Here is a 21,664-nt window from a genome sequence, read left to right as displayed (position 1 = left end):
CAAGGCAATGATCGAGCCCATAGACAAGCAGACCGTGCTTATCGTTGACGACACGCCTGACAATATCCAGCTGCTATCTGCCCTGCTGCGCGACCAATACCGTACCAAGGTCGCCATCAATGGCTTCAAAGCGCTGGAAATTGCTGCCACCGCCCCCCGGCCCGATCTGATCCTGATGGATGTGATGATGCCGGAGATGGATGGCTACGAAACCACCCGGCGGCTCAAGCAGAACCCGGTCACGGCCGACATCCCAGTCATTTTTCTCACAGCCAAGAGCCAGGTGGAGGACGAGGAACTGGGCCTGCGCATGGGCGCAGTCGATTACATCGTCAAGCCGATCAGCCCCCCCATCGTGCTGGCACGGGTCAAGACCCATCTTTCGCTAAAGAGCGCCCAGCAGTTTCTGCGTGACCAGAACGATTATCTGGAACACTTGGTGATGGAGCGCACACGCCAGCTGGTGCAGATGCAGGACGCCACCATCCTGGCCATGGCCAGCCTGGCGGAAACCCGTGACAACGAGACAGGTAACCATATCCGCCGCACCCAGAACTACGTCGCAGCGCTGGCCCGCGCACTTCAACCGCTGTCACGCTTTAAAGAAGTACTGACTGACGAGAATATCGAGCTGCTTTACAAATCCGCCCCGCTGCATGACATCGGCAAGGTCGGGGTGCCGGATCGCATTCTGCTCAAGCCCGGCAAGCTGGACCCAGAAGAATGGGAGATCATGAAGCTGCATACCGTCTATGGCCGCGATGCCATATTGCAGGTAGAAAAGCACCTGGGGGGCAGCAACAGCTTTCTGACCTTTGCGCGGGAAATAGCCCATTATCATCAAGAAAAATGGGACGGATCGGGCTATCCCGAGGGCCTCAAGGGCGACGCTATCCCAGTGGCCGCCAGGCTGATGGCCGTAGCCGATGTCTATGATGCCCTGATCTCGAAGCGGGTTTACAAGCCCGCTTTTTCGCACGAGAAAGCAGTGGCCCTGATGACAGAGGGCCGGGGTACCCATTTCGACCCCGACATACTCGACACCTTTCTGAGCATAGAGTCGGAATTCCTGACCATCGCCGATCGCTTCCGCGATGAGGAAACCACCCCGGATGAGACCGACTGAAGAGAAGCGAGCCCCCCATCCACGATGGGTGTCAATCCTCACATAGCCGATGTACGCTGACAGGACTAGGCTGACCTTTCCCCTATCTGGAAAGGAAAGCATATGTCCAAATCACTGCTTTACCCTGTTCTGCTGCTAGCGCTAACCCAAGCTGCTGCCCGCGATTATTACGTTGCCACAAATGGCAACGACAGCAGTATCGACGGCTCGCTGGAACGCCCTTATGCCACACTGCGCAAGGCCGCCAGCAAAGCCAGAATGGGAGACACCATCTGGGTGCGAGGCGGCGATTATTACCCTACCCAGAGTGCCGCTTTCTACTACAGTGGCAGCGCCAACCAACCTATCAAGGTACGCGCCTATCCCGGTGAGACCCCAATCATCGATGGCAGCGCAGGCGCGCCCGACGGCAAGTTGCTTTACATTCAGGGCGCCTGGCTGGAGTTCCACAACCTCACCCTGCGCAAGGCCAAAGGCAGTTGCATCAGTGTCGATGGCGGCAGCTATCTACGCTTTGAGGGCAATACCATACATGATTGCTACAAGGGGGCGATCTATCCCTTCAATGGCGCTCACCACTTTACGGTGCTGAACAATACCCTGTACCACAATGTGCGCAAAAACCAGCATGTCGATGCCAGTGGCGGTTGGCCTTCAGTGCTCAATATGTCCGATGAAGGTGATCTGATTCAAGGTAACAATATCTATCAAAACTGGGGCGAAGGCATCGGTGCCTATGGCCGTTTCCATCAAGTGATACGCAATACCTTGCATGACAACTTTTCGGTCGATCTCTACCTCAACAACCTCAGCGACAGCTTGATCGAAGGCAACCATATCTACAGCCTGAACGACCCTGCGCACTACCGTGATGGCATGGCTGCCATGGGTATTTCCCTGGCGAATGAAACCGCCACCGACCCCATACAGTTCCGCAATAATCGCTTGGTCAATAATCTGGTCACCGGGCAACGGCGCCGTTGCCTCTCGGCCTGGAATGGCGAGGAACCAAGCAGGCCTATGGTGGATTCCGAGATCGTACAGAACACCTTTGCCTGCCATACCAGCCAGGCTCTGTTCCATCTCGACAGCGAAGGGGGTCACCAGGGCCTGCATATTCACCACAATGTCTTCCGCCAAGGCAACCCCGCAGCACCGCTGACCAACTTTAGCGGCATGCTGGGTGCCACTTTCGCCTACAACAACTGGTTCGGCGGCACAGGTGGCCACGGTGGCAACCACGCGGGCGACATCAATGCCGACCCACGCCTGTACAATCCAGCGGGCAATCAGCCAGCCAACTACATGCCCAGGCCGGATTCCCCGCTGCTGGGCCAGGCCCCGGCACGCTCGGCGCCAGCGTATGATCTTTGCCAGCGCAGCCACACGCCGTCGGAGCTAGGCGCCATAGACAGCTTTTTCGAGGCTGGCGCTCCCCTGCCCTGCCAGCCCTGAAATGACCCCGGGTGGTCCAGCACGCCTGCAAAGTGCCGGACCACTCCGCCCTCCCGCAACAGCAACCGGATGAGCCGGTAGAGACCGCGGCAGAAGTGTGAATGCAAGCCGCCTTACGCACACACAGCCCAGCCCGCTATTGAGCAGGGCGGGTCGGAGCGGATACAGCCAGCGCAAACCGGACACAAGCAGTGGAACCGGCCACGACAGCACGCAGGCACGGTTTGATTAGCCAGCCAGGCACATGCCAGCTCCCTTACCCCCATCACCCCACCAAGCTCGGGTATAATTGTCGGTTTCCCAAGCAATACAGCCGAGCCCGCCATGGAAGCCGAACGCCTCAATCAGATCGAGAACAGCATTGCCGACCTTGCCGCCCGTGGCGACGAGCTTCGGAGGTATCTTTGACTACCCTGGCAAAAAAGACCGGCTGGAAGAAGTAAGCCGTCTCTCCGAAGACCCGGAACTGTGGAATGACCCCAAGCGGGCACAGGAGATAGGTAAGGAGAAAAAACTGCTGGAGGCCGTTGTGCTGGTGCTGGACGAGATCGCCCAGACCACGTCAGACAGCCGCGATCTGTTCGACATGGCCAAGCCTGAATCGGATTGGGACACGATCGAAGCCGTAGCCAGCGACCTGGATGCGGCCGAGAAGAAGATCGCTGATCTCGAATTCCGCCGTATGTTCAGCAATCCGATGGACCCCAACGCCTGCTTCATCGATATCCAGTCGGGTGCCGGTGGCACCGAAGCGCAGGATTGGGCCGGCATGCTGATGCGCATGTATCTGCGCTATGGCGAACGCAAGGGCTTTACCGTCGAAGTGATGGAAGAGTCCGAAGGCGAAGTGGCCGGCATACAGAGCTGTACCCTCAAGCTTAGTGGCGAATACGCCTACGGTTTCATGCGTACCGAAACCGGCGTGCATCGCCTGGTGCGGGTCTCGCCCTTCGATTCCAATGCCCGCCGCCATACGTCCTTCTCGTCTGTCTTCGTTTACCCCGAGGTCGACGACACCATCGAGATCGAGATCAATCCGGCCGACTTGCGTATCGACACCTATCGCGCTTCGGGCGCCGGTGGTCAGCACATCAACAAAACCGACTCTGCTGTCCGTATCACGCACAATCCCACCGGTATCGTGGTGCAGTGCCAGAACGACCGCTCGCAGCACCGCAACAAGGACGAAGCCATGCAGATGCTGCGCGCCAAGTTGTATGAGGCCGAATTGCGCAAGCGCATGGAAGCCCAGCAGTCACTGGAAGCCGGCAAGTCTGACATAGGCTGGGGCCACCAGATTCGCTCCTATGTGTTCGACCAGAGCCGCGTCAAGGATCTGCGCACCAGCGTCGAAGTCGGCAACGTCAAGGGCGTGATGGACGGCGACCTGGATATCTTTATCGAAGCTAGCCTCAAGCAGGGTGTTTAAGACCCCAGGCTACGCTTCCCGGATTCAAAGCAAATCAGAGAGTTAAGAGCAGACCATGGCCGAAGAACAAAGCCCCATCACGCAGGACGACAACCAGCTTATGGCTGAGCGCCGTGCCAAACTGGCCGAGATCCGCCAGCATGGCCCCGCCTTCCCGAACGATTTCGACCGCAAGCATATGGCGGCCGATCTGCATGCCAAGCATGACAGCGCCGAAAAGGAAGCCCTGGATGCCGACAAGATAGAAGTTGCCGTTGCAGGCCGCATGATGCTCAAGCGCGTGATGGGCAAGGCAGCCTTCGCCACCATTCAGGACGGTAGCGGCCGTATCCAGCTGTATGTTTCGCTGGATCAGGTTGGTGAGACCGTACTGGCCCAGTTCAAGACCTGGGATCTGGGTGACATCATCGGCGCTCAAGGCACCCTGATGAAGACCAAGACTGGTGAGCTGAGCGTGATGGTGACCGAGGTACGCCTCTTGACCAAGGCCTTGCGCCCCCTGCCGGAGAAGTTCCACGGCATGACGGACCAGGAAACCAAATACCGCCAGCGCTACCTAGATCTGATTACCAACGAGCAAAGCCGCGATACCTTCATGAAGCGCTCGCGCATCGTGCAGAAGATACGCGAGTTCATGGCCGATCAAGGCTATCTGGAAGTCGAAACCCCCATGATGCACCCCATACCCGGCGGTGCAGCAGCCAAGCCTTTCGTCACCCACCACAATGCGCTGGACATGCCGCTGTACCTGCGTATTGCCCCCGAGCTTTACCTGAAGCGCCTGGTGGTAGGTGGCATGGAGCGCGTGTTCGAGATCAATCGCAACTTCCGTAACGAAGGCATGAGCACCCGGCACAACCCCGAGTTCACCATGCTGGAGAGCTACGAAGCCTATGCCGACTATCGCCGTGTGATGGACCTGACCGAGGCCATGATCCGTCATGCTGCCCGTGAGGTGATAGGCCACACCGTCGTAACCTACCAGGGCAAGATCGTCGACCTGGCCAAGCCTTTCGAGCGCCTGACCGTGGTGCAAGCCATCCTCAAGTACAACCCCCAGTACAACGAGGCGCAGCTGAACGATCGCGTCTGGCTCAAGGCCGAGATCGAAAAGCTGGGTGGCAAGCTGGTGGCCACCAATGGTGTGGCTGGCCTGCAGTTCAGCCTGTTCGAGGAGACCACCGAACAGAAGCTGTGGGACCCGACCTACATCATCGACTACCCGGTGGAAATCTCCCCGCTGGCCCGTGGCTCCGATACCCGCCCCGGTATCACCGAGCGCTTCGAGCTGTTCGCCGTGGGCCGCGAACTGGCTAACGGCTTCTCCGAGCTGAACGACCCTGAAGAACAGGCCGAGCGCTTCCTGGATCAGGTTCGCCAGAAAGATGCCGGCGACGAAGAGGCCATGCACTACGATGCCGAGTACATCCGCGCACTGGAACACGGCCTGCCACCCACGGGTGGCCTGGGTGTGGGCATAGATAGGCTGGTCATGCTGCTGACCGATGCCCCCTCCATACGCGATGTGATACTTTTCCCGCAAATGCGGCGCGAAGATTGATGTAGACAAGCCCGGTTCATACCGGGCTTTTTTCATGCTCTACAGACACGCATGCCGCGTTACGCTCACTCCAGGCAGGCACCGCGTCGGGTTGCTATATTAAATATAATCGCCATGGGGATTAGGCATGAAAAGACTTTGCTGGCTATCACTCACCGTCATCTGCCTCTGCCTCCCTGCCAAGGCGGGCAGCACCATCACCATAGGCGCAGAAGACGACTGGTACCCGCAATCGGGTCTCGTCAACGGACAGCTCAAAGGCCTGACGGTCGATCTGGTGCGAGAGGCCTTCAAGGCGGCAGGGGTCAAGGTGGAATACAAGGTCATGCCCTATGCGCGCTGCATGGCACTCACCAAGGCAGGTGCATTGATAGGCTGCTTCAATACCTTGCGCCATCCCGGCATAGAGCAGGACTACCTATGGCATGAGCAACCCATGTTCACGGTGCAATACCAGATATATGCCCGGGCCAACAGCACAGAACACGGCCTGCGGCCACACGATCTCGAGGGCAAGGAGGTCGCCGTCACCAACGGCTACGAATACGGCCCCGAGTTTGATACCAATCAGAAAATCAAGCGTATCTTCACCCCCCGCGACGAGAACAATTTCCGCATGCTGATTGCGGGGCGGGTGCAATACACGGTCGCCATGGAATGGAACACCAAGGCCCTGATCAATCGCCGCCCCAACGAGTTCTTCGGCAAGTTCAAGATCGTCGGCCAGGTCGCAGAATCAGGCGTCTACACAGTATTCTCCAAGAGCCACCCGGATGCATATGCCGCCATGCAGCAGTTCAATCAAGGCATGGCACTGATACGGCAGAGTGGTCGCTATAAGGCGATACGCGATCAGTGGCAGAATGAGCAACATAACATGCAGTAACCCTGCGCCCCGCAATCAAGCGGATATCAGGTTGCTGCGGTCCTGGCCACAGGTCCATCCAGCGAAGACCCTTCAGCTTGCCTGAAACGTGCTGCAGCAGCATCTCTCATCGCAGGCTTGCTCAATACGGGTACACCATGTGGCTCACCCTGGTGAGCCTGCGCCTGCGGCACCATGTTCACCAGCATGGCCGTTACGCCCAGCACCAAGCCACTACCCAGCAGGGTGGCAGCACCTAATTGCAATGCGCTTCTCAACTCTCCATCAGGCATGGCACGCACCTCAAGCCTTGCCCGATCTTTGTCCGGCAGCCACCCAGCCTGAAGCAGCCAGCTGATCAGCGCGCTGTGCTTCCGCCTGCCCAGCCTTGCCGCCCATACCGAAGTCCATCACCAAGGTCAGACACATGAAAAAGCCTGCACTCAGTATCAGGGCGGACTCAAGCAGGTCATCAAGGTGGCTTCCTTCATACGGTTTCATGCGGCTACTCCTTCGCGCTCAAGTGGATGCGGCTGTTCACGACTTATCGAGGGTCTTGTATGGCCTGCATCCTGACGCAGCCCAACGTCCACGGCGACGCAAATGCGATCAAACGCCGCTTTCGCCGCCTCAGCCGCAGCGATAGGCGATGAATGACCCGTCCCACAGCCGCTTGCGCTAGCCGATCTTGCCAAACCAAATAGTCCGAACATGGTCGCCGCTCCTCGTAGATAGTCAGGCTTCACCGCGTAGCAGGCGGAAGTTGAGCCGAGCATATTTCACCAAGCCCACAGCCACCCATTTGGTTACCCAGGCGTCAAACAGAAACCACACCAGGCCCGAACAGAACACCCCTACCCCAGCCAGGGCAACAGCCAGCGGTTCTACCAGCTCCACCCCCGCGACATCGACGGTAATGAAACCCGCCAGTCCCATACCGGGAATACTGGCCAGCACCAAGCCCGCTCCTGCTGCGATCAACGCGAAGGCAGCCACAAAGAACGACAGCAGTATCGTCACCAGGATCAGCAGGGGCAGCAGCAGCATCAGGTTAACGAGACCCAGGCCGGCAACAGAAAGGAACAGCCGGGCAAAGTTGCCCAAAGAACGCTTCTCTTCCCAGCCCTTGATGCTAGCCTCGGCGCGTAGCTCCCTCGCCAGCTGCCGCGGTGCCCCCAAAGAACGCGCGACATCCTCCTCCGTCCTACCGGCTGCAAGGGCATCACGGAAATACTCCTCATAGTCGGCCAGGATCTCGTTGCGCTCGCGTTCGGGCATGGCTCGCAACTCTTGCTTCAGTGTTTTCAGAAACTGTTCGCGGTTCATGGTCATCATCCCTGCACTATCCTGTTCACTTCTTCCAGAAAGCTGCTCCACTCCTGCTTCATCTGGCCCAGCACCTCTGCCCCCTTTACCTCCAGGCGGTAGTATTTGCGAGGTGGCCCGGCATCAGACTCCACCAGATAGGTGCTGACCAGGCCATCGCTCTGCAAACGCCGCATCAGTGGATAAATAGTGCCTTCACTCATCTCCACACTGTCGGCCAATGTCGAGACAATCTCGTAGGCATAGCTGTCATGCTGCTCCAGCACGGCAAGCACGCACATTTCCAGCACGCCTTTCTTCAGTTGTGTCTTCATCAAACCACCCCTTTGCACCCACAGGCGCCACTTGGTTCATACATGGCTGCAATGTAGCGCAAGGTACCTTTCATTGCAAGATACCTTGTTAAAGACGCTACAGATGTTATGCAAGGTAGTGATTGGCATCCTTACGCACCTACAGCGTCATCAGTTGCGGAGCTGCCTGCGCTGTCAACGCCACATCAGCAGCACATTGCGTAGCAAGCGTCATTGCCTATGCTGAGTGATGCTCGCCGTCCGCCCCCACGCGCAGCCCTATCGGCAAGCCGTCAAGCGTAAACACTATCAACATAATAATTAAAATAGATTTGATCTATTTAAAGCCAGGTTACAAACTGGCTTACCTAGCCCAGTGCATGCATCACGATCATAGGAGACCACCATGTCCAACGAAGCAAAATGCCCCTTCTCTTCCGGTGCTGCCAAACACACGGTCGCGAGAGGCGCGCCATCGAATGCAGACTGGTGGCCCAATCAGTTGAACCTGAAGATACTGCACCAGCACTCCACCAAGTCCGACCCTATGGGCGAGGCATTCAACTACGCCGAAGCCTTCAAGAGCCTTGACCTCGATGCCGTATGCCGTGACCTGCATGCCCTGATGACCGACTCGCAAGCTTGGTGGCCTGCCGACTACGGCCACTATGGGCCATTCTTCATCCGCATGGCCTGGCACAGCGCCGGCACCTACCGCATCGCCGATGGCCGTGGCGGTGCAGGCGCAGGCGCCCAGCGTTTTGCCCCGCTCAACAGCTGGCCCGACAATGGCAACCTCGACAAGGCACGGCGGCTGCTCTGGCCGATCAAGCAAAAGTATGGCCGCAAGCTCTCTTGGGCCGACCTCATGATATTGGCCGGCAACGTCGCTCTCGATTCGATGGGCTTCAAGACCTTTGGCTTTGCCGGCGGCCGCGAAGACATATGGGAGCCGGAAGAAGATATCTACTGGGGCCAGGAGGGCAAGTGGCTGGCAGATGAGCGCTACAGCGGTGATCGACAGCTGGAGAATCCCCTCGCCGCCGTGCAGATGGGCCTGATCTATGTGAATCCTGAAGGGCCGAATGGCACGCCAGACCCGGTCGCATCCGCACGTGACATCAGGGAAACCTTCGCCCGCATGGCCATGGACGATGAAGAAACCGTCGCCTTGGTAGCCGGCGGCCACACGTTCGGCAAATGCCATGGCGCTGCCGACCCTGGACAGTATGTCGGGCCGGAGCCGGAAGGGGCCGACCTTGAGGCACAGGGCCTGGGCTGGAGCAACACCTTCGGCAGCGGCAAAGGTGTCCACACCATTACCAGCGGCCTGGAAGGTGCCTGGACCAAGAACCCTATCCAGTGGGACAACAACTACTTCGAGAACCTGTTCGGCTACGAATGGGAATTAACCAAGAGCCCGGCCGGCGCACACCAGTGGACCCCCAAGGATGCCGCTGCTGCCGGCACAGTGCCCGACGCCCATGACCCTGCCAGGCGCCACGCCCCGATGATGTCCACCGCCGACCTCGCCCTGCGGATGGACCCAGCCTACGAAAAGATTTCGCGACGCTTCCATGCGAATCCACAGGAATTCGCCGATGCTTTCGCCAAGGCTTGGTACAAGCTGACGCACCGTGACATGGGGCCGCTGTCTCGCTATCTTGGCTCCTTGGTGCCAAGTCAGCCCCAGCTATGGCAGGATCCTATCCCGGTGTTGAATCACCCGCTGGTGGACGCGCAGGACATCGCCACCCTGAAGACCAGAATACTCGACTCAGGTCTGTCCATCTCGCAATTGGTCAATACTGCCTGGTCTGCGGCAGCCACCTTCCGAGGCAGCGACAAGCGCGGCGGTGCAAACGGTGCCCGCCTGCGGCTTGCGCCGCAAAAGGACTGGGCAGTCAACCAGCCTGCTGAACTTACAAACATCCTGCAGCGCCTAGGGGCCATCCAGCAGGCATTCAACAGTGCACAGTCCAGCGGCAAGAAAATCTCGCTGGCAGATCTGATCGTACTGGCAGGTGGTACCGCTATCGAGGCCGCCGCCAGGAAGGGCGGGCAAGCGATAGAAGTGCCATTCTCGCCTGGCCGTATGGATGCCTCGCAGGAACAGACCGATGTGGCATCGTTTGCCGTGCTGGAGCCAGTCGCCGATGGCTTCCGCAACTATGCCCGCAAAGGACTTGAAGACGCCGCGGCAGAACTGCTGGTGGATAAGGCCCAGCTGCTGACACTGACCGCGCCCGAGATGACCGTACTGATTGGTGGCCTGCGCGTCCTGAACGCCAATACAGCCCAATCCCCACACGGTGTCTTCACCCACCGGCCCGAGACCTTGACCAATGACTTCTTCGTAAACTTGCTCGACATGGGCACGAAATGGCAAAAGTCAGCCAATAAGGCCGGCGTGCTGGAAGGGCGTGACCGCGTCACCGGAGAGGCCAAATGGACCGCCACGGTGGTCGATCTTGTCTTCGGCTCCAATTCCCAGCTCCGGGCACTGGCCGAGGTCTATGCCAGCGATGACGCGCAGCAGATGTTTGTCCGCGACTTTGTGGCAGCCTGGACCAAGGTGATGAACCTGGATCGCTTCGACCTTGACTGATGACCATGGCCAGCTAGCAAGCAAGCAATCAAGCTACCGTCTCCTGACCAGGCCCGGGCTTACGACCCGGCCTGGTTATGCTGCTTGTAAGATGACCGCCAGAGCACTCAACCTGCCCCTGGGCAAAGTACCTGGCGGCCCCTTAAAGCTACCTTTATGCCATTGTATTGCAAGCAATACCTCGCATCGGTAGGATGCGCCTGCACGACTATCCAGACACGCCGTTCCTGTCGTATCGTCACCCTCCCCGTACAGCGATTCAGGAGTCCGCAAGCATGCAACTCGCATCATCATGGCAAGCCCGGCCAAGCCTTGGGTTTGGATGGCTGGTGAGGCTTTTGGCAGTCCTGCTGATCATCGGCCTTGGTGCCGGAGCGTTTGCCCATGGCGTAGCCGAGGACGACAAAGCTTTTATAGAAGGCGTCAGCGGCATGCAGTTGCTGCCCTTCATCTACCTTGGCGCCAAGCACATGGTCACCGGCTACGACCATTTATTGTTCCTGATTGGGGTGATCTTCTTCCTGTACCGGATGAAGGAGATTGCAGCCTATGTCACGCTGTTCGCTATTGGCCATAGCGTTACCCTGCTCTATGGCGTGCTCAGCAACACCCATGCAAATGCCTATATCGTCGACGCCATCATCGGCCTCTCTGTCGTGTACAAAGCTTTCGACAATCTGGGAGGCTTTCAGCGCACCCTGGGTGTCCAGCCCAACACCAAGGCTGCAGTGCTGATATTCGGCTTCTTTCACGGTTTCGGCCTTGCTACAAAACTACAGGCATTCACACTGGCCCAGGACGGGCTGGTAGCCAATATCCTGGCCTTCAATGTCGGTGTTGAAATAGGCCAGCTACTGGCACTCAGTGCCATCCTTATTGCCATGAGCTTCTGGCGCAAGATGGCATCCTTTCCCCGCCACGTACTGGTTGCCAATAGTGCCCTGATGGTCGCGGGCTTTGTGCTGATCGGCTACCAGATGGCCGGCTATTTCACACCTGCCATAAACTGATGCCATGAATAACCACCAGCACCCCGATCAGACCCGCCTGCCCACCACCTCCCAACTGCTGAAGGCCACTGGCCTTGCGTTCAGCGTTGCCGCTGTCTTGCTGACAACGGTGGTACTACCCGCTGAGTACGGTATCGACCCCACCGGCCTGGGCAAGCGCTTAGGTCTGACTGCACTGAGCGCCAAGCCGGACATCAACCCCGCCTCCCAAACGGCACCGGCAGCAACCGGGCTGGACCCCAACTTCAGCCTGGATAGCTCCCCATTGACGGCCACGTGGCGGTCAACTACGCCTTTCCGTAGCGATACCCTGACACTAACGCTACAACCGGATGAAGGTGCGGAGATTAAGGCAGGCATGCAAGCGGGCGAGCGTTTCGTGTTCAGCTGGAAAACCAATGGGGGCCTGGTCAATTTCGACATGCATGGCGAAAAACCCAACGCCAGCCCCGAAGAGTTCAGCAGCTACTGGAAAGACCGTAACAAAGCCGAAGGCCATGGTGCCTTTGTCGCCCCTTTCGACGGTAGCCACGGCTGGTATTGGCGCAATCGTGGCGATAAGCCCGTCACCATCACCGTACAGACCAGCGGTTATTACAAGAAGCTCTATCGCCCCTGAGAAGGCACCACCCACGGAGATGGCAGGCGCTATCTCACTTCCTTGATACGAGGACCACAATGAAACTCTGGAAACAAACCCTGATCGGCACCCTGCTTGCCCTGTCCACCCTGGCCGCCCACGCGCATGGCAATCACGGCGATGAGGAACCCATCAGCAAGGATGGTGCATCGGCACGCGGCAACAAGGTGATCGAAATGCTGGTGGACAGCAAGAAGCTCCAACTGTCCTGGAAGATGACCTCGGCCAAGGAGATCAGCAGCCGCGACACCCCCAATGGCCCGGTATGGGTAGTCAGCTACCAGAACCCAGCAGAGAGCGATACCGCCAAGCGCACCCTCTATATCTTCCTTGATGATGTGGGTAACTATCTGGGTGCCAACCACACCGGCACCCTGTAAGCATCGCTGACAATACCCGTGTGGCCTCGCTGAGCGGACTAGCCGTGCTCTAGCTCGCTCAGCCAGCTTTGCTACGCGGGTTTAGCGAGCTACAACAGTCGCGCCACAGCCAGATTTGCTTGTCTGATGCATCGCTACCATGGGCCGCATATCAAGCCAACCGCCTCTGCGGCAGGCAACTATGAGCCGCAAACAAATCCCTTCTGGCGTTGTTGTGCAAACTTGCCGTACCCATGCACTACCCGCTGCGTGCGCCATCGTTTGCACGCCTAGCCAGAACCGCTTCGCTGGGTCTTGTTAGCGGCTCCAAGCCCACGAATATAATTCAAGCAAGCAGTTGCTTGAATTTTCTGAGCCAACTAGCATCGCATCATCAAGCCTATCGAGAGATGCACCCATGGAAACCTTCCGCCACACTGTTGAAGTGCGCTGGTCTGATTGCGATGCCAACCAGCATGTGCGCCACAGCGCCTATGCCGACTTCTGCACCCACGCCCGTATCGAGTGGCTGAAACTGCACGGTTTCGGCTTTGAGCAGTTTCAGCAGCATGCCTTCGGCCCGGTCATATTCAAGGAATGGACCGAGTATCTGAAGGAAGTGAAGATGAGCGAGCGATTGACCGTAGAGGTACGCATCGCCGGGCTGAGCCAGGACAGCAGTCGCTTTGCCATACGACACGACCTCTATAAGGCCGATGGTAAGCTGGCAGCCCGGCACGAAGTCAGCGGCGCCTGGCTGGACCTGAAAGCGCGCAAGCTGATGCCGCCGCCTGCAGACCTGCACACCATCTTTAGCCAACTGGCCCATACCGAGGATTTCGCCGAGATTCCGCTCAAGCAACCTACCTGAGTCCGATCGGGCGTCAGGGCGCGTCCTGCGCCCGCGGCGCCACCGTCAATATCAAGGGACGGTGATCAGACATACCAGCACTCCCCACTTGCAGGTCGGCAACCGCCCAGGCACGGCCAACCAAGGCCTGATCCAACGGCAGGCCCAACACCCCCAGGCCGGCCGGCCAGCTGGCCAGCATACCCTGCCCGGCTCGGGCATCACGCAGCCCCGAGTTGCTCAGCAACTGGCGATAGATCGGTGACCAGGGCGTCAGGTTCAGGTCGCCCATCAGCAAGGCATCGGGCTGATCGGCCAAGCGCCGCGACCAATGTCCCAGCATGGCCTGGCGCTGGCTGGCCAACAAGGGGCTCAGCGGCGGTGGCGCATGCAGCCCCACCAGATAGGGCCCCCGCTCCAGCCTGGCCACGATCACCGGCAAACCCAGGTCTTCGCCTTCCACCACGCAGCTGCGCAAGGGCAAGCGCGACAACACCGCCATGCCAAACGGGTCATCTTGTGGATGGGCACAACCGTGGGGATAGCGCTTGCGGAGGGCATGCAATTGCTGCCATTGCACCGGGGTGAGTTCGATCAGCAAGATGAGATCGGGGTCGTGCCGCGCTATCTGCATCTGCACATCCACCATATCTGGATTATGCAGATACACGTTGTAGCTCAGCAGCCTGATGGCCCCGCCCTGCCCTGCCGGCTTGGCCGAGGAGGGCAGAAGCGGCTGTATGGTCGCCATAAGGCCCAGGCAGCCAGCCAGAGCAAACCCTTGCCTGGCCCTGCCCTTGCCCACCACCCATGCCACTACCGCCAGCAGCACGCTAGCGTGTGGCAGAAAGTGGCTGAACAGTTCCAAGCGCCAATCCAGGCTACCCAGCCCATAGGCCAGCAAAGGCAGCAGTGCTGCAATCCCCCCGATCAGCGCCAAACGGCGCATGCCAGCCCGCAGCGGGCTTATGCCAGCAACCATCGCCACAGAAAGAACACCGCCATGCCGCCGCCCATTGCGGCCAGTAAATGATTGAACCGCCAGGCGATAAAGGCGCTCACCAATGCGCCCAGCAACCAGGCATTGCGCCAATCCAGCTGCCACTGCCGACCATCGGGCAACAACACCATGGGAACCACGATCGCCGTCAGTACAGCCACCGGCACGTAACGTAAGGCGCGCTTGACCAATGGCGGGAACTGCACTTTGTCGCCCAGGGCAAAGAAGGAGTAGCGGATCAGGAACGTCACCGCCGTCATGCCCAGTATCACCGCTAGTTCGTATTGACTCATGCCTGTCCCTCCTCGGTGGCGTTGCGGCCTTCCAGCAGGACGCCCACGACCACACCTGCCAATGCCGCCAGCAACAGGCCCAGCTTATAGGGCATATCCCTGGCCAGCAGGGCCACTGCGCCAGCCGCAATGGCCGCCGCCACCATGGGCCGGGTCTTGAGCAGCGAAACCACGATGCCGGTAAAGGTGGCCACCATCGCAAACTCCAGCCCCAGCTTGTCCAATCCCTCGAACGATCTACCCAGCAGCACGCCTACCAAGGTCCAGACTATCCAATTGCCATACATGGCCAGGCTGGAGCCCAAGTGATACCAATGCTTGAGCGGGGAGGCATCCGCCGCGCCATAGCGATGCTGCACCACGGCGAACGTTTCATCCGTCAGCCAGAAAGCCAGGGGTATGCGCCAGCGCTGCCCCAATGCCGCCACATGGGGCAGCAGGGTAGCGGAATACAGCGCATGCCGCAGGTTGACCACAAAGGTGGTGAATACTATGACCGCCAGGCCCGCCCCGCCCGAGAGCAAGGTCAGGGCAATAAACTGCGATGAGCCTGCAAACACGAACAGCGACATGCCCATGGCCCCCAGCAACGATAGGCCGCTGGGGCCGGCCAGGGTGCCAAAGATGATGCCGAAGGGCGCTGCGCCTGCCAGCATGGGCAGCGAGTCACGAGCGCCCTGCAGCAACTCGCCATGGCGAGTGGGGTGATACGTTGTTGTCATGGATAAAACCTCCTGACAAGCAAGATACGTGGGCCGTTTCGCGCCGTATTGAACATTCTTGCGCAATGCCCATCAGACTAACGCTTGCCGATACTGCCCCGGGGTCACACCAAACGCCCGCTTGAACTGACGGCCAAAGTGCGGCTGGTCGGCATAACCCAGCGCTTGCGAGATATCGCTGAGACTCTGTCCACCGCGCAGCAAGGTCTTGGCTCGGGCCAGCCTGATCTGGGTCTGGTAGGCGTGGGGCGGCAAGCCCACTTGTTGCCGGAACACGCGATTCAAATGCCAGGGACTCAAGCCCACGGCATCGGCCAATTCCTGCAGGCCAGGATTCTCGGCATGCCGCTCCCGTAACAGCGCCTGTACCCGGCGCACCGCTGCGCGCTCGCCATATCCACCCAAGGGTTGCGACAGCCCTCTGGCATGCCGCCGCAGCAGCGAGCCCATGGCCTCGTGCCAGCGGACTTCCCGCTCCAACTGGCTGGCCGGGCCAGTCAGGGCCTGGTGCAACTGGCGCATGGGCATGACCAGGCTGGCATCATCCACCACCGCCTCAGGGAAGAATGGCGTTCCGCCCTGCCAGTTTCCCATGTCGATGCATAAGCGACGTATCAGGTCGGGGTCGGGGTAGAACACCTTGTAGCTCCAGCCCTCCTCGCCCGCCCGCCGCCCGGTGTGGACTTCGTCCGGGTTGACGATAGCCAGCGTACCCACGCCGGCACAATGCTCCGTCCCCCGGCAGCGAAAGCGCTCTGCGCCCTGTTCGATCAAGGCAATGCAATAGCCCTCGTGCACGTGCGGCGCAAAGCTGTGATCAAAATAGTGCGCGGTCAGCAGTTCCAGCCCATCGAACTGGGCGGGGCGATGAAAGCGGACGTATTCGGCGGTTGGGTCGTTAGCATCCATAAGACAAAGCATGTAAATATTCTGCGCGGCACACAATAGACAATGTGGCGCGATCTATCATGTCAGTCATGGTACGACTCTTTGCACTTGCTCTGCTGATTACTCTCCTCCCTTGCCTGGCGGCAGAAACAGTACGTATCGGCGCGGAAGATGACTGGTACCCCTATTCAGGCACCTTGCAGGGCAAACCGGTGGGGTTCGCTGCCGACCTAGTACGCGCTGCCTACAAGCAGGTGGGCGTGGATGTCGAGCTGGTCTCGCTCCCCTATGCACGATGCATGAAGCTGACCGAGCAAAACCTGCTGGATGGCTGTTTCGATACCCTGCGCAACAGCCTGCTGGAGAAACGCTACCGCTGGCACAAACAGCCGCTGTTCAAAGGCCGCATCGACATCTATGCCCGCACAGACCATCCCGACAAGGTCATCCGCTTGCCAGACCTGCGTGGCCGCCTGATTGCCGTTACCAATGGCTACGACTACGGTACACCCTTTGATAGCGATACGGCCATGCACCGCGATATCGGCAATTCCGACCTGTTCGCCCTGCGCAAACTCGTCGCACGTCGGGTGGATTACGCCTTGGTCTATGACCGGATAGCCAACCACATAGGCCGTACCCAGCCGTCCCTCAAAGGCCGCTACAAGTCGGTAGGCACCCTGATAGAGCCGGACATCTATGTCTCCTTCGCCCCGAAGAAGACAGGGGTTGAGCGCTACATCAGGCTGTTTGACGAAGGCCTGGAGAAACTGCATCAAACAGGCGAGTATGCACGCATAGAGGCGCGCTGGCGCTAGCACGCCCCGCCACATTCGGGCGACATGCTGTTTCATTCTCTGGTGGCCCATCAACACCGCGCTGGCAAGCCGTGTCTGGCATAATCGCCGCTTTCGCCGCCTTGCTACCGTCATGTCGCATATCGCCAGTCACCGCTGGGAGCATCCCGCCAGCCGTGCGCCACGCGCGCTGCGCCGCTGGCTAACACACCCCGGCTCACTTACCGCCCGATTGATTGCCCGGTTTCCCGGCTTCAAGGTCAAGCTGCTGCGCCAGCATTGGGCCAGGCCCAATCGCGACGAGCTGCGTGCACTGGGGCTCAAGCGCTCGCAACTGGCCATCGTGCGGGAAGTGCTGCTCATGAGTGGCAATACTCCCCTGGTGTTCGCACACTCGGTCATGCCCCGCAGTGCCTTGTTCCATGGCTATCAGCGCCTACGCCGCCAAGGCACCAAGCCCCTGGGAGCGACCCTGTTCGCCAACCCCAAAGTCAGGCGCAGTGCGCTGGCTTACCGAGGGCTGGACAAACGCCATGCACTCTACCGCCGCGCCGAGACCGAAGTCGGCCCCCTGCCGGCACGCCTATGGGCACGCCGCTCTCGCTTTGAGCTGGGCCAGGCGCGCATACTTGTCACCGAAGTCTTTCTACCTGCTGTTACGCCATGACCTGGACCCACTTCAAGCAACGCCTGAACCAATACGAGAAGTTGATGCGGCTGGACAAGCCCATCGGCATTCTGCTGCTGCTCTGGCCCACTTTGTGGGGCCTGTGGGTGGCCAGCGAGGGCATGCCCAATCCGGTGATACTGTGGATCTTCGCCCTGGGCACCTTGCTGATGCGCTCTGCCGGCTGCGTCATCAACGACTACGCCGACAAGGATTTCGATGGCCACGTAGACCGTACCCGCGAGCGTCCACTCGCCGCCGGACGGGTATCGACCAAAGAGGCCCTGATCCTGGCTGCGGTACTGGCCCTGGCCGCCTTTCTGCTGGTATTGCCACTCAACCGCCTGACCCTGTGGATGTCCATACCCGCCGTCATCCTCGCGGCCAGCTACCCCTACACCAAGCGCTTTCTCCCCATCCCCCAGGCCTACCTGGGGCTGGCATTCAGCTTTGGCATACCGATGGCCTTTGCGGCCGTGCATGGCACCGTGCCCTATATCGCCTGGTGCCTGGTCGCCGCCAACCTGTTCTGGGTGGTGGCTTACGATACCGAGTACGCCATGGTCGACAAGCCCGACGACCTGAAGATCGGCATCAAGACCAGCGCCATCACCTTTGGCCGCTTTGATGCCGAAGCCGTCATGGTCTGCCATGCACTGTTCCTGCTCAGCATGGTCGGCATAGGCTTGCTACTGCAGCGCACCACATTCTGGTACCTGGGCCTGGGGGTGGCGGCATTGTTGATCGCCCTGCAATATCGCCAGATACGCGGCCGTGACCGCGCCAAGTGTTTCCAGGCCTTCCTGGACAACAACTGGGTAGGCATGGCTGTCTTTGCCGGCATTGCGCTCGACTACTGGTCGGCTACCGCAGCCTGGAAGCCTTGGTAGAGCGACTGGTCCTTCTCCCCGGCATGGACGGCACGGGGACCTTGTTCGCCCCCCTGCTGGCCGCCCTGGGGGGCGAACTCACCACGCAGGTCATCCGCTATCCCGATCAGCCCTTGGACTACACAGAGCTTGCAGCCTGGGTAGTCGCCCAACTACCCACCGAAACGCCTTATCTGCTGCTGGGCGAATCCTTTTCCGGCCCCATCGCCATACAGATTGCCGCCCGCCAGCCTAGCGGCTTGATGGGCCTGATACTGTGCGCCACCTTCGCCCATAGCCCTATACCCCTCCCACCGGCCATCAGCACGCTGGTACCTGGCCTCCTCCACAACCGTCGGCTTCAAATGTTGGCATGCCGCTATGTGTTGGGCCGATATGCCACGGCCAGTTGCCTGGATGCCGTGCTGGCCGCCACGCAGCAGATCAGCGGTGCAACCCTCCGAAGCAGAATAGCCGCCGTGCTGCGAGTGGACGCTCGCCCTGCCCTGCGGGCATGCAAGCTACCCATGCTCTACCTGCAAGCGGCAGATGACAGGCTGGTTAGAGCTGGCGCCTACTCAGCCATCAAGCGGCAGGCGCCGCACTGCCAGCTAGCCACGCTTGCGGCGCCACATTTTGTCCTGCAAACCCTACCCAGCGAGTCCGCCAGGCTGATCAGCACATTTGCCCGCAGTATGGCATCTCAACCAGCTGATTGAGTTGAACTGCAGGGGCGCATACAAAAGCAAAACCTGGCTGGAGTGGCTGTAAAATGAAACCATGAACGCCATTCCCGCCAGCATAGGCAAGTACCGCATAGAACGTGAACTGGGCCGAGGCGCCACCGGCACGGTCTACCTCGGTTACGACAGCTTTGGCAGCCGCCGGGTTGCCATCAAGCAGACCCACGCACACCTGCTGTCGGATGCGCGCCAGGCCACACGCTACCGCCGACTGCTGCACAACGAGGCCACCCTGGCGGGCCAGTTACGCCACCCGCACATTGTTGCCTTGCTCGATGCCGACGAAGCAGCAGACCCACCCTATCTGGTGCTGGAATACGTTGACGGCGAATCGCTGGAAGCCTTTACCACCCCCGACAATCTGCTGCCCCTGGCCGAAGTGCTCGATATCGCCTACAAGTGCTGTCACGCGCTGGAATACGCCCAGCGCCTGGGCCTGGTGCATCGCGATATCAAACCAGCCAACCTGCTGCGCAGCCGCGAAGGCGAAATCAAGCTGACCGACTTTGGCACCGCCATGGTGACCAGTGCAGACCGCACCCAGCTATCGGGCCTGGTGGGCTCGCCCGCCTATATGTCGCCGGAGCAGATACGCGAAGCCTCGCTGACCCACCAGTCCGACATGTTCTCGCTGGGCGTGGTGCTGTTCGAACTCCTGGCCGGCCGGCGTCCATTTGAGGGCGATAGCGACTATGCCACCATCTTCAAGATCGGCAATGAAGCACCGCTGTCGCTGACCGTCATACGGCCAGAACTACCTGCTGACCTAGCTGCTGTCGTCGACAAGGCACTGGCCAAGCAACCTCAGGAGCGGTATGCCAACTGGGGCGACTTCGCCAGCGCCCTGGTCGCTATCAGCCAGGCACTGCCCAAGAAACCCCGCCAGACTGCAGACGGTGAACGCTTCGAGCGCCTGCGCGCCTTGCCTTTTCTGCGTGATTTCACCGATGTCGCGCTATGGGAAACCCTGAGAATGGGCCAATGGCACTGCTTGCCGCGTGGCACGGTGCTGATGCGCGAAGGGTCGCCTGGCGACTCCTTCTACCTGCTGGTACAGGGCCGGGTATCAGTCAGCCGCAAGGGTTGGTCGCTATCGTCGCTGGAAGCCGGCGTAAGCATAGGCGAGATGGTCTATCTGCAACCTGAGAACAAGGTACGCACCGCCACCGTCACAGCCGAAAGCGACATCGTGGTGCTCAAGATACGCAGCGAATCACTCAAGCAGGCGTCGGACGAGCTACAGATACGCTTTGACAAGGCCTTCATCGCCCTGCTGGTCAAACGGCTGATCGCTACCAACCAGCAGTTGGCCGAATATGATTCAGATCTCTAGCCGCATCGAAGATGCGCTGACGCAGGGCATCAGTTAAGCCGCCTGTCCCGCTACTGCTGGTTTCATCCCTACCGGGATAGGGGTAGCAAGACCACCAGCACAAGTAACTAATTCACATCAGACTATCGCCCACGGGTAGGCGGGATGCGATAAAATTTTACCCATATGTCATTAGGCATGCACTGCATGCAGCAGACCCTGCAAGGTATTGCTAGTGGTACTGACAATAAGAGCGGCTATCAAAACCCAGCGTAGCGGTTCTGGCTAGGCGTGCGAGAGCAGGCGCGCGCAGCGGACAGTATGTGGGTACGGAAAGCTCGCACAACAACGCCAGAAGGGTTTTGTTAGCGGCTCAAAAGCCGCAACAAGTGGCAATAGGTAGGGAGGAATGCATGTTCGACCATCAATGCGCCCGATGGCGCGTCTTAGCGGGCGCCGAATGCCCGCGCGACCTGGGACCGCAGGTGCCCGCCGCCAAAATCGGCCGGTTCTGGCTGGCTGATCGCCCCCTCGCCCACTGCCATACGCTGAATGCCTTGCTGGGTCAGCAAGAAGACGGTTGATCATGCTGACGCCTGTCGCTATGGCAGGTTGGGTCTTTTCATCCACATAGTAGATACCTGGATGTCGATGCATTAGCGCACCGCCAACTCGGCCCTGCTGGCCGGGTCTAGCCTACACCCGCGCCATCGGCTAACCAGCCAATCACCCCTAAAGACGCACCGGGATAAGTCATGTTCGATCATCGCAATGTCCGCCTCACCACCCCGCTCGGCCCCGAAGCCCTCATCTTCCGCCGCCTGGACGGCCACGAAGCACTCGGACAGATC

24 protein-coding genes are annotated in these 21,664 nt (G+C 59.6%); 16 read left to right on the top strand and 8 right to left on the bottom strand.

Annotated features, from left to right (window positions below):
• Positions 1-7 precede the first annotated feature (7 nt).
• The 5 genes from QQK16_RS07460 to QQK16_RS07440 all read left to right on the top strand — a co-directional run bounded on the left by QQK16_RS07460 (position 8) and on the right by QQK16_RS07440 (position 6,457).
• Entirely contained in the window at positions 8-1,126 is a 1,119-nt protein-coding gene (locus tag QQK16_RS07460; protein ID WP_284195820.1) for an HD-GYP domain-containing protein, read from the top strand.
• A gap of 102 nt (positions 1,127-1,228) precedes the next feature.
• On the top strand, positions 1,229-2,581 hold the full coding sequence (locus tag QQK16_RS07455) for a right-handed parallel beta-helix repeat-containing protein (protein ID WP_284195819.1): 1,353 nt from the start codon (positions 1,229-1,231) through the stop codon (positions 2,579-2,581).
• A 324-nt stretch (positions 2,582-2,905) separates the two neighbouring features.
• Positions 2,906-4,010 (top strand): peptide chain release factor 2 gene (prfB, locus tag QQK16_RS07450; RefSeq protein ID WP_284195818.1). Its coding sequence is split into 2 segments (ribosomal slippage): positions 2,906-2,986 and positions 2,988-4,010, totalling 1,104 coding nucleotides; the frame shifts between segments, so codons are not numbered across the junction.
• Between the two features lie 55 nt (positions 4,011-4,065).
• Positions 4,066-5,571, top strand: a complete 1,506-nt coding sequence (gene lysS, locus QQK16_RS07445; RefSeq protein ID WP_284195817.1) for a lysine--tRNA ligase — start codon at positions 4,066-4,068, stop codon at positions 5,569-5,571.
• Positions 5,572-5,698: 127 nt separating this feature from the next.
• A complete protein-coding gene (locus QQK16_RS07440; RefSeq protein ID WP_284195816.1) occupies positions 5,699-6,457 on the top strand; it encodes a substrate-binding periplasmic protein in 759 nt (252 codons plus the stop codon).
• A gap of 26 nt (positions 6,458-6,483) precedes the next feature.
• On the opposite strand, the gene QQK16_RS07435 is transcribed toward QQK16_RS07440, so the two are convergent.
• The 4 genes from QQK16_RS07435 to QQK16_RS07420 form a co-directional block, all read right to left on the bottom strand.
• Positions 6,484-6,729 (bottom strand): hypothetical protein, encoded by a 246-nt coding sequence (locus QQK16_RS07435; protein ID WP_284195815.1) that lies wholly within the window; start codon positions 6,727-6,729, stop codon positions 6,484-6,486.
• Positions 6,730-6,739: 10 nt separating this feature from the next.
• On the bottom strand, positions 6,740-6,937 hold the full coding sequence (locus QQK16_RS07430) for a hypothetical protein (protein WP_284195814.1): 198 nt from the start codon (positions 6,935-6,937) through the stop codon (positions 6,740-6,742).
• A 234-nt stretch (positions 6,938-7,171) separates the two neighbouring features.
• Positions 7,172-7,771, bottom strand: coding sequence for a DUF1700 domain-containing protein (locus QQK16_RS07425; protein WP_284195813.1), 600 nt, complete (start codon positions 7,769-7,771; stop codon positions 7,172-7,174).
• A complete protein-coding gene (locus tag QQK16_RS07420) occupies positions 7,768-8,076 on the bottom strand; it encodes a PadR family transcriptional regulator (RefSeq protein WP_284195812.1) in 309 nt (102 codons plus the stop codon). Before QQK16_RS07420 ends, QQK16_RS07425 begins: the two co-directional genes overlap by 4 nt.
• A gap of 385 nt (positions 8,077-8,461) precedes the next feature.
• Here QQK16_RS07420 and katG point away from each other — a divergent pair, with 385 nt between their 5' ends.
• The 5 genes from katG to QQK16_RS07395 all read left to right on the top strand — a co-directional run bounded on the left by katG (position 8,462) and on the right by QQK16_RS07395 (position 13,543).
• Positions 8,462-10,663 (top strand): catalase/peroxidase HPI, encoded by a 2,202-nt coding sequence (gene katG, locus QQK16_RS07415; protein WP_284195811.1) that lies wholly within the window; start codon positions 8,462-8,464, stop codon positions 10,661-10,663.
• Between the two features lie 194 nt (positions 10,664-10,857).
• On the top strand, positions 10,858-11,673 hold the full coding sequence (locus QQK16_RS07410; RefSeq protein WP_284195810.1) for a HupE/UreJ family protein: 816 nt from the start codon (positions 10,858-10,860) through the stop codon (positions 11,671-11,673).
• A 4-nt stretch (positions 11,674-11,677) separates the two neighbouring features.
• Positions 11,678-12,292, top strand: coding sequence for a hypothetical protein (locus QQK16_RS07405; protein WP_284195809.1), 615 nt, complete (start codon positions 11,678-11,680; stop codon positions 12,290-12,292).
• 59 nt (positions 12,293-12,351) lie between these two features.
• Positions 12,352-12,693, top strand: a complete 342-nt coding sequence (locus tag QQK16_RS07400; RefSeq protein WP_284195808.1) for a DUF6488 family protein — start codon at positions 12,352-12,354, stop codon at positions 12,691-12,693.
• Positions 12,694-13,090: 397 nt separating this feature from the next.
• On the top strand, positions 13,091-13,543 hold the full coding sequence (locus QQK16_RS07395) for an acyl-CoA thioesterase (RefSeq protein ID WP_284195807.1): 453 nt from the start codon (positions 13,091-13,093) through the stop codon (positions 13,541-13,543).
• Between the two features lie 13 nt (positions 13,544-13,556).
• Here QQK16_RS07395 and QQK16_RS07390 read toward each other — a convergent pair whose 3' ends face one another.
• From QQK16_RS07390 to QQK16_RS07375, 4 genes are all read right to left on the bottom strand, one after another.
• Positions 13,557-14,471: an endonuclease/exonuclease/phosphatase family protein gene (locus QQK16_RS07390; protein WP_284195806.1), complete on the bottom strand. Its 915-nt coding sequence runs from the start codon at positions 14,469-14,471 to the stop codon at positions 13,557-13,559.
• Between the two features lie 17 nt (positions 14,472-14,488).
• Positions 14,489-14,815 carry an AzlD domain-containing protein gene (locus QQK16_RS07385; protein WP_284195805.1) on the bottom strand — a complete coding sequence of 109 codons (327 nt, stop codon included), beginning with the start codon at positions 14,813-14,815 and terminating at the stop codon, positions 14,489-14,491.
• Positions 14,812-15,537: an AzlC family ABC transporter permease gene (locus tag QQK16_RS07380; RefSeq protein ID WP_284195804.1), complete on the bottom strand. Its 726-nt coding sequence runs from the start codon at positions 15,535-15,537 to the stop codon at positions 14,812-14,814. The genes QQK16_RS07385 and QQK16_RS07380 overlap by 4 nt, the downstream gene beginning before the upstream one ends.
• 72 nt (positions 15,538-15,609) lie before the next feature.
• Entirely contained in the window at positions 15,610-16,446 is an 837-nt protein-coding gene (locus tag QQK16_RS07375) for an AraC family transcriptional regulator (RefSeq protein WP_284195803.1), read from the bottom strand.
• Between the two features lie 68 nt (positions 16,447-16,514).
• On the opposite strand from QQK16_RS07375, the gene QQK16_RS07370 reads away from it, so the two are divergent.
• From QQK16_RS07370 to QQK16_RS07345, 6 genes are all read left to right on the top strand, one after another.
• Entirely contained in the window at positions 16,515-17,243 is a 729-nt protein-coding gene (locus QQK16_RS07370) for a substrate-binding periplasmic protein (RefSeq protein ID WP_284195802.1), read from the top strand.
• Between the two features lie 112 nt (positions 17,244-17,355).
• Entirely contained in the window at positions 17,356-17,889 is a 534-nt protein-coding gene (locus QQK16_RS07365) for a chorismate--pyruvate lyase family protein (RefSeq protein ID WP_284195801.1), read from the top strand.
• A complete protein-coding gene (ubiA, locus tag QQK16_RS07360; RefSeq protein ID WP_284195800.1) occupies positions 17,886-18,779 on the top strand; it encodes a 4-hydroxybenzoate octaprenyltransferase in 894 nt (297 codons plus the stop codon). Before QQK16_RS07365 ends, ubiA begins: the two co-directional genes overlap by 4 nt.
• A 41-nt stretch (positions 18,780-18,820) precedes the next feature.
• A complete protein-coding gene (locus QQK16_RS07355; protein WP_284195799.1) occupies positions 18,821-19,477 on the top strand; it encodes an alpha/beta fold hydrolase in 657 nt (218 codons plus the stop codon).
• A gap of 61 nt (positions 19,478-19,538) precedes the next feature.
• The gene (locus QQK16_RS07350) at positions 19,539-20,834 is read left to right on the top strand and encodes a protein kinase domain-containing protein (protein ID WP_284195798.1); all 1,296 of its coding nucleotides are present in this window, start codon (positions 19,539-19,541) and stop codon (positions 20,832-20,834) included.
• A gap of 392 nt (positions 20,835-21,226) precedes the next feature.
• Entirely contained in the window at positions 21,227-21,397 is a 171-nt protein-coding gene (locus tag QQK16_RS07345; protein ID WP_284195797.1) for a hypothetical protein, read from the top strand.
• Positions 21,398-21,664 lie beyond the last annotated feature (267 nt).

This window comes from Chitinimonas prasina (assembly GCF_030160395.1).
GTDB classification, from domain to species: Bacteria; Pseudomonadota; Gammaproteobacteria; order Burkholderiales; family Chitinimonadaceae; genus Chitinimonas; species Chitinimonas prasina.
Note: the sequence above shows the minus strand (reverse complement) of the source record. Positions and strands in the feature narration are given on the sequence as shown.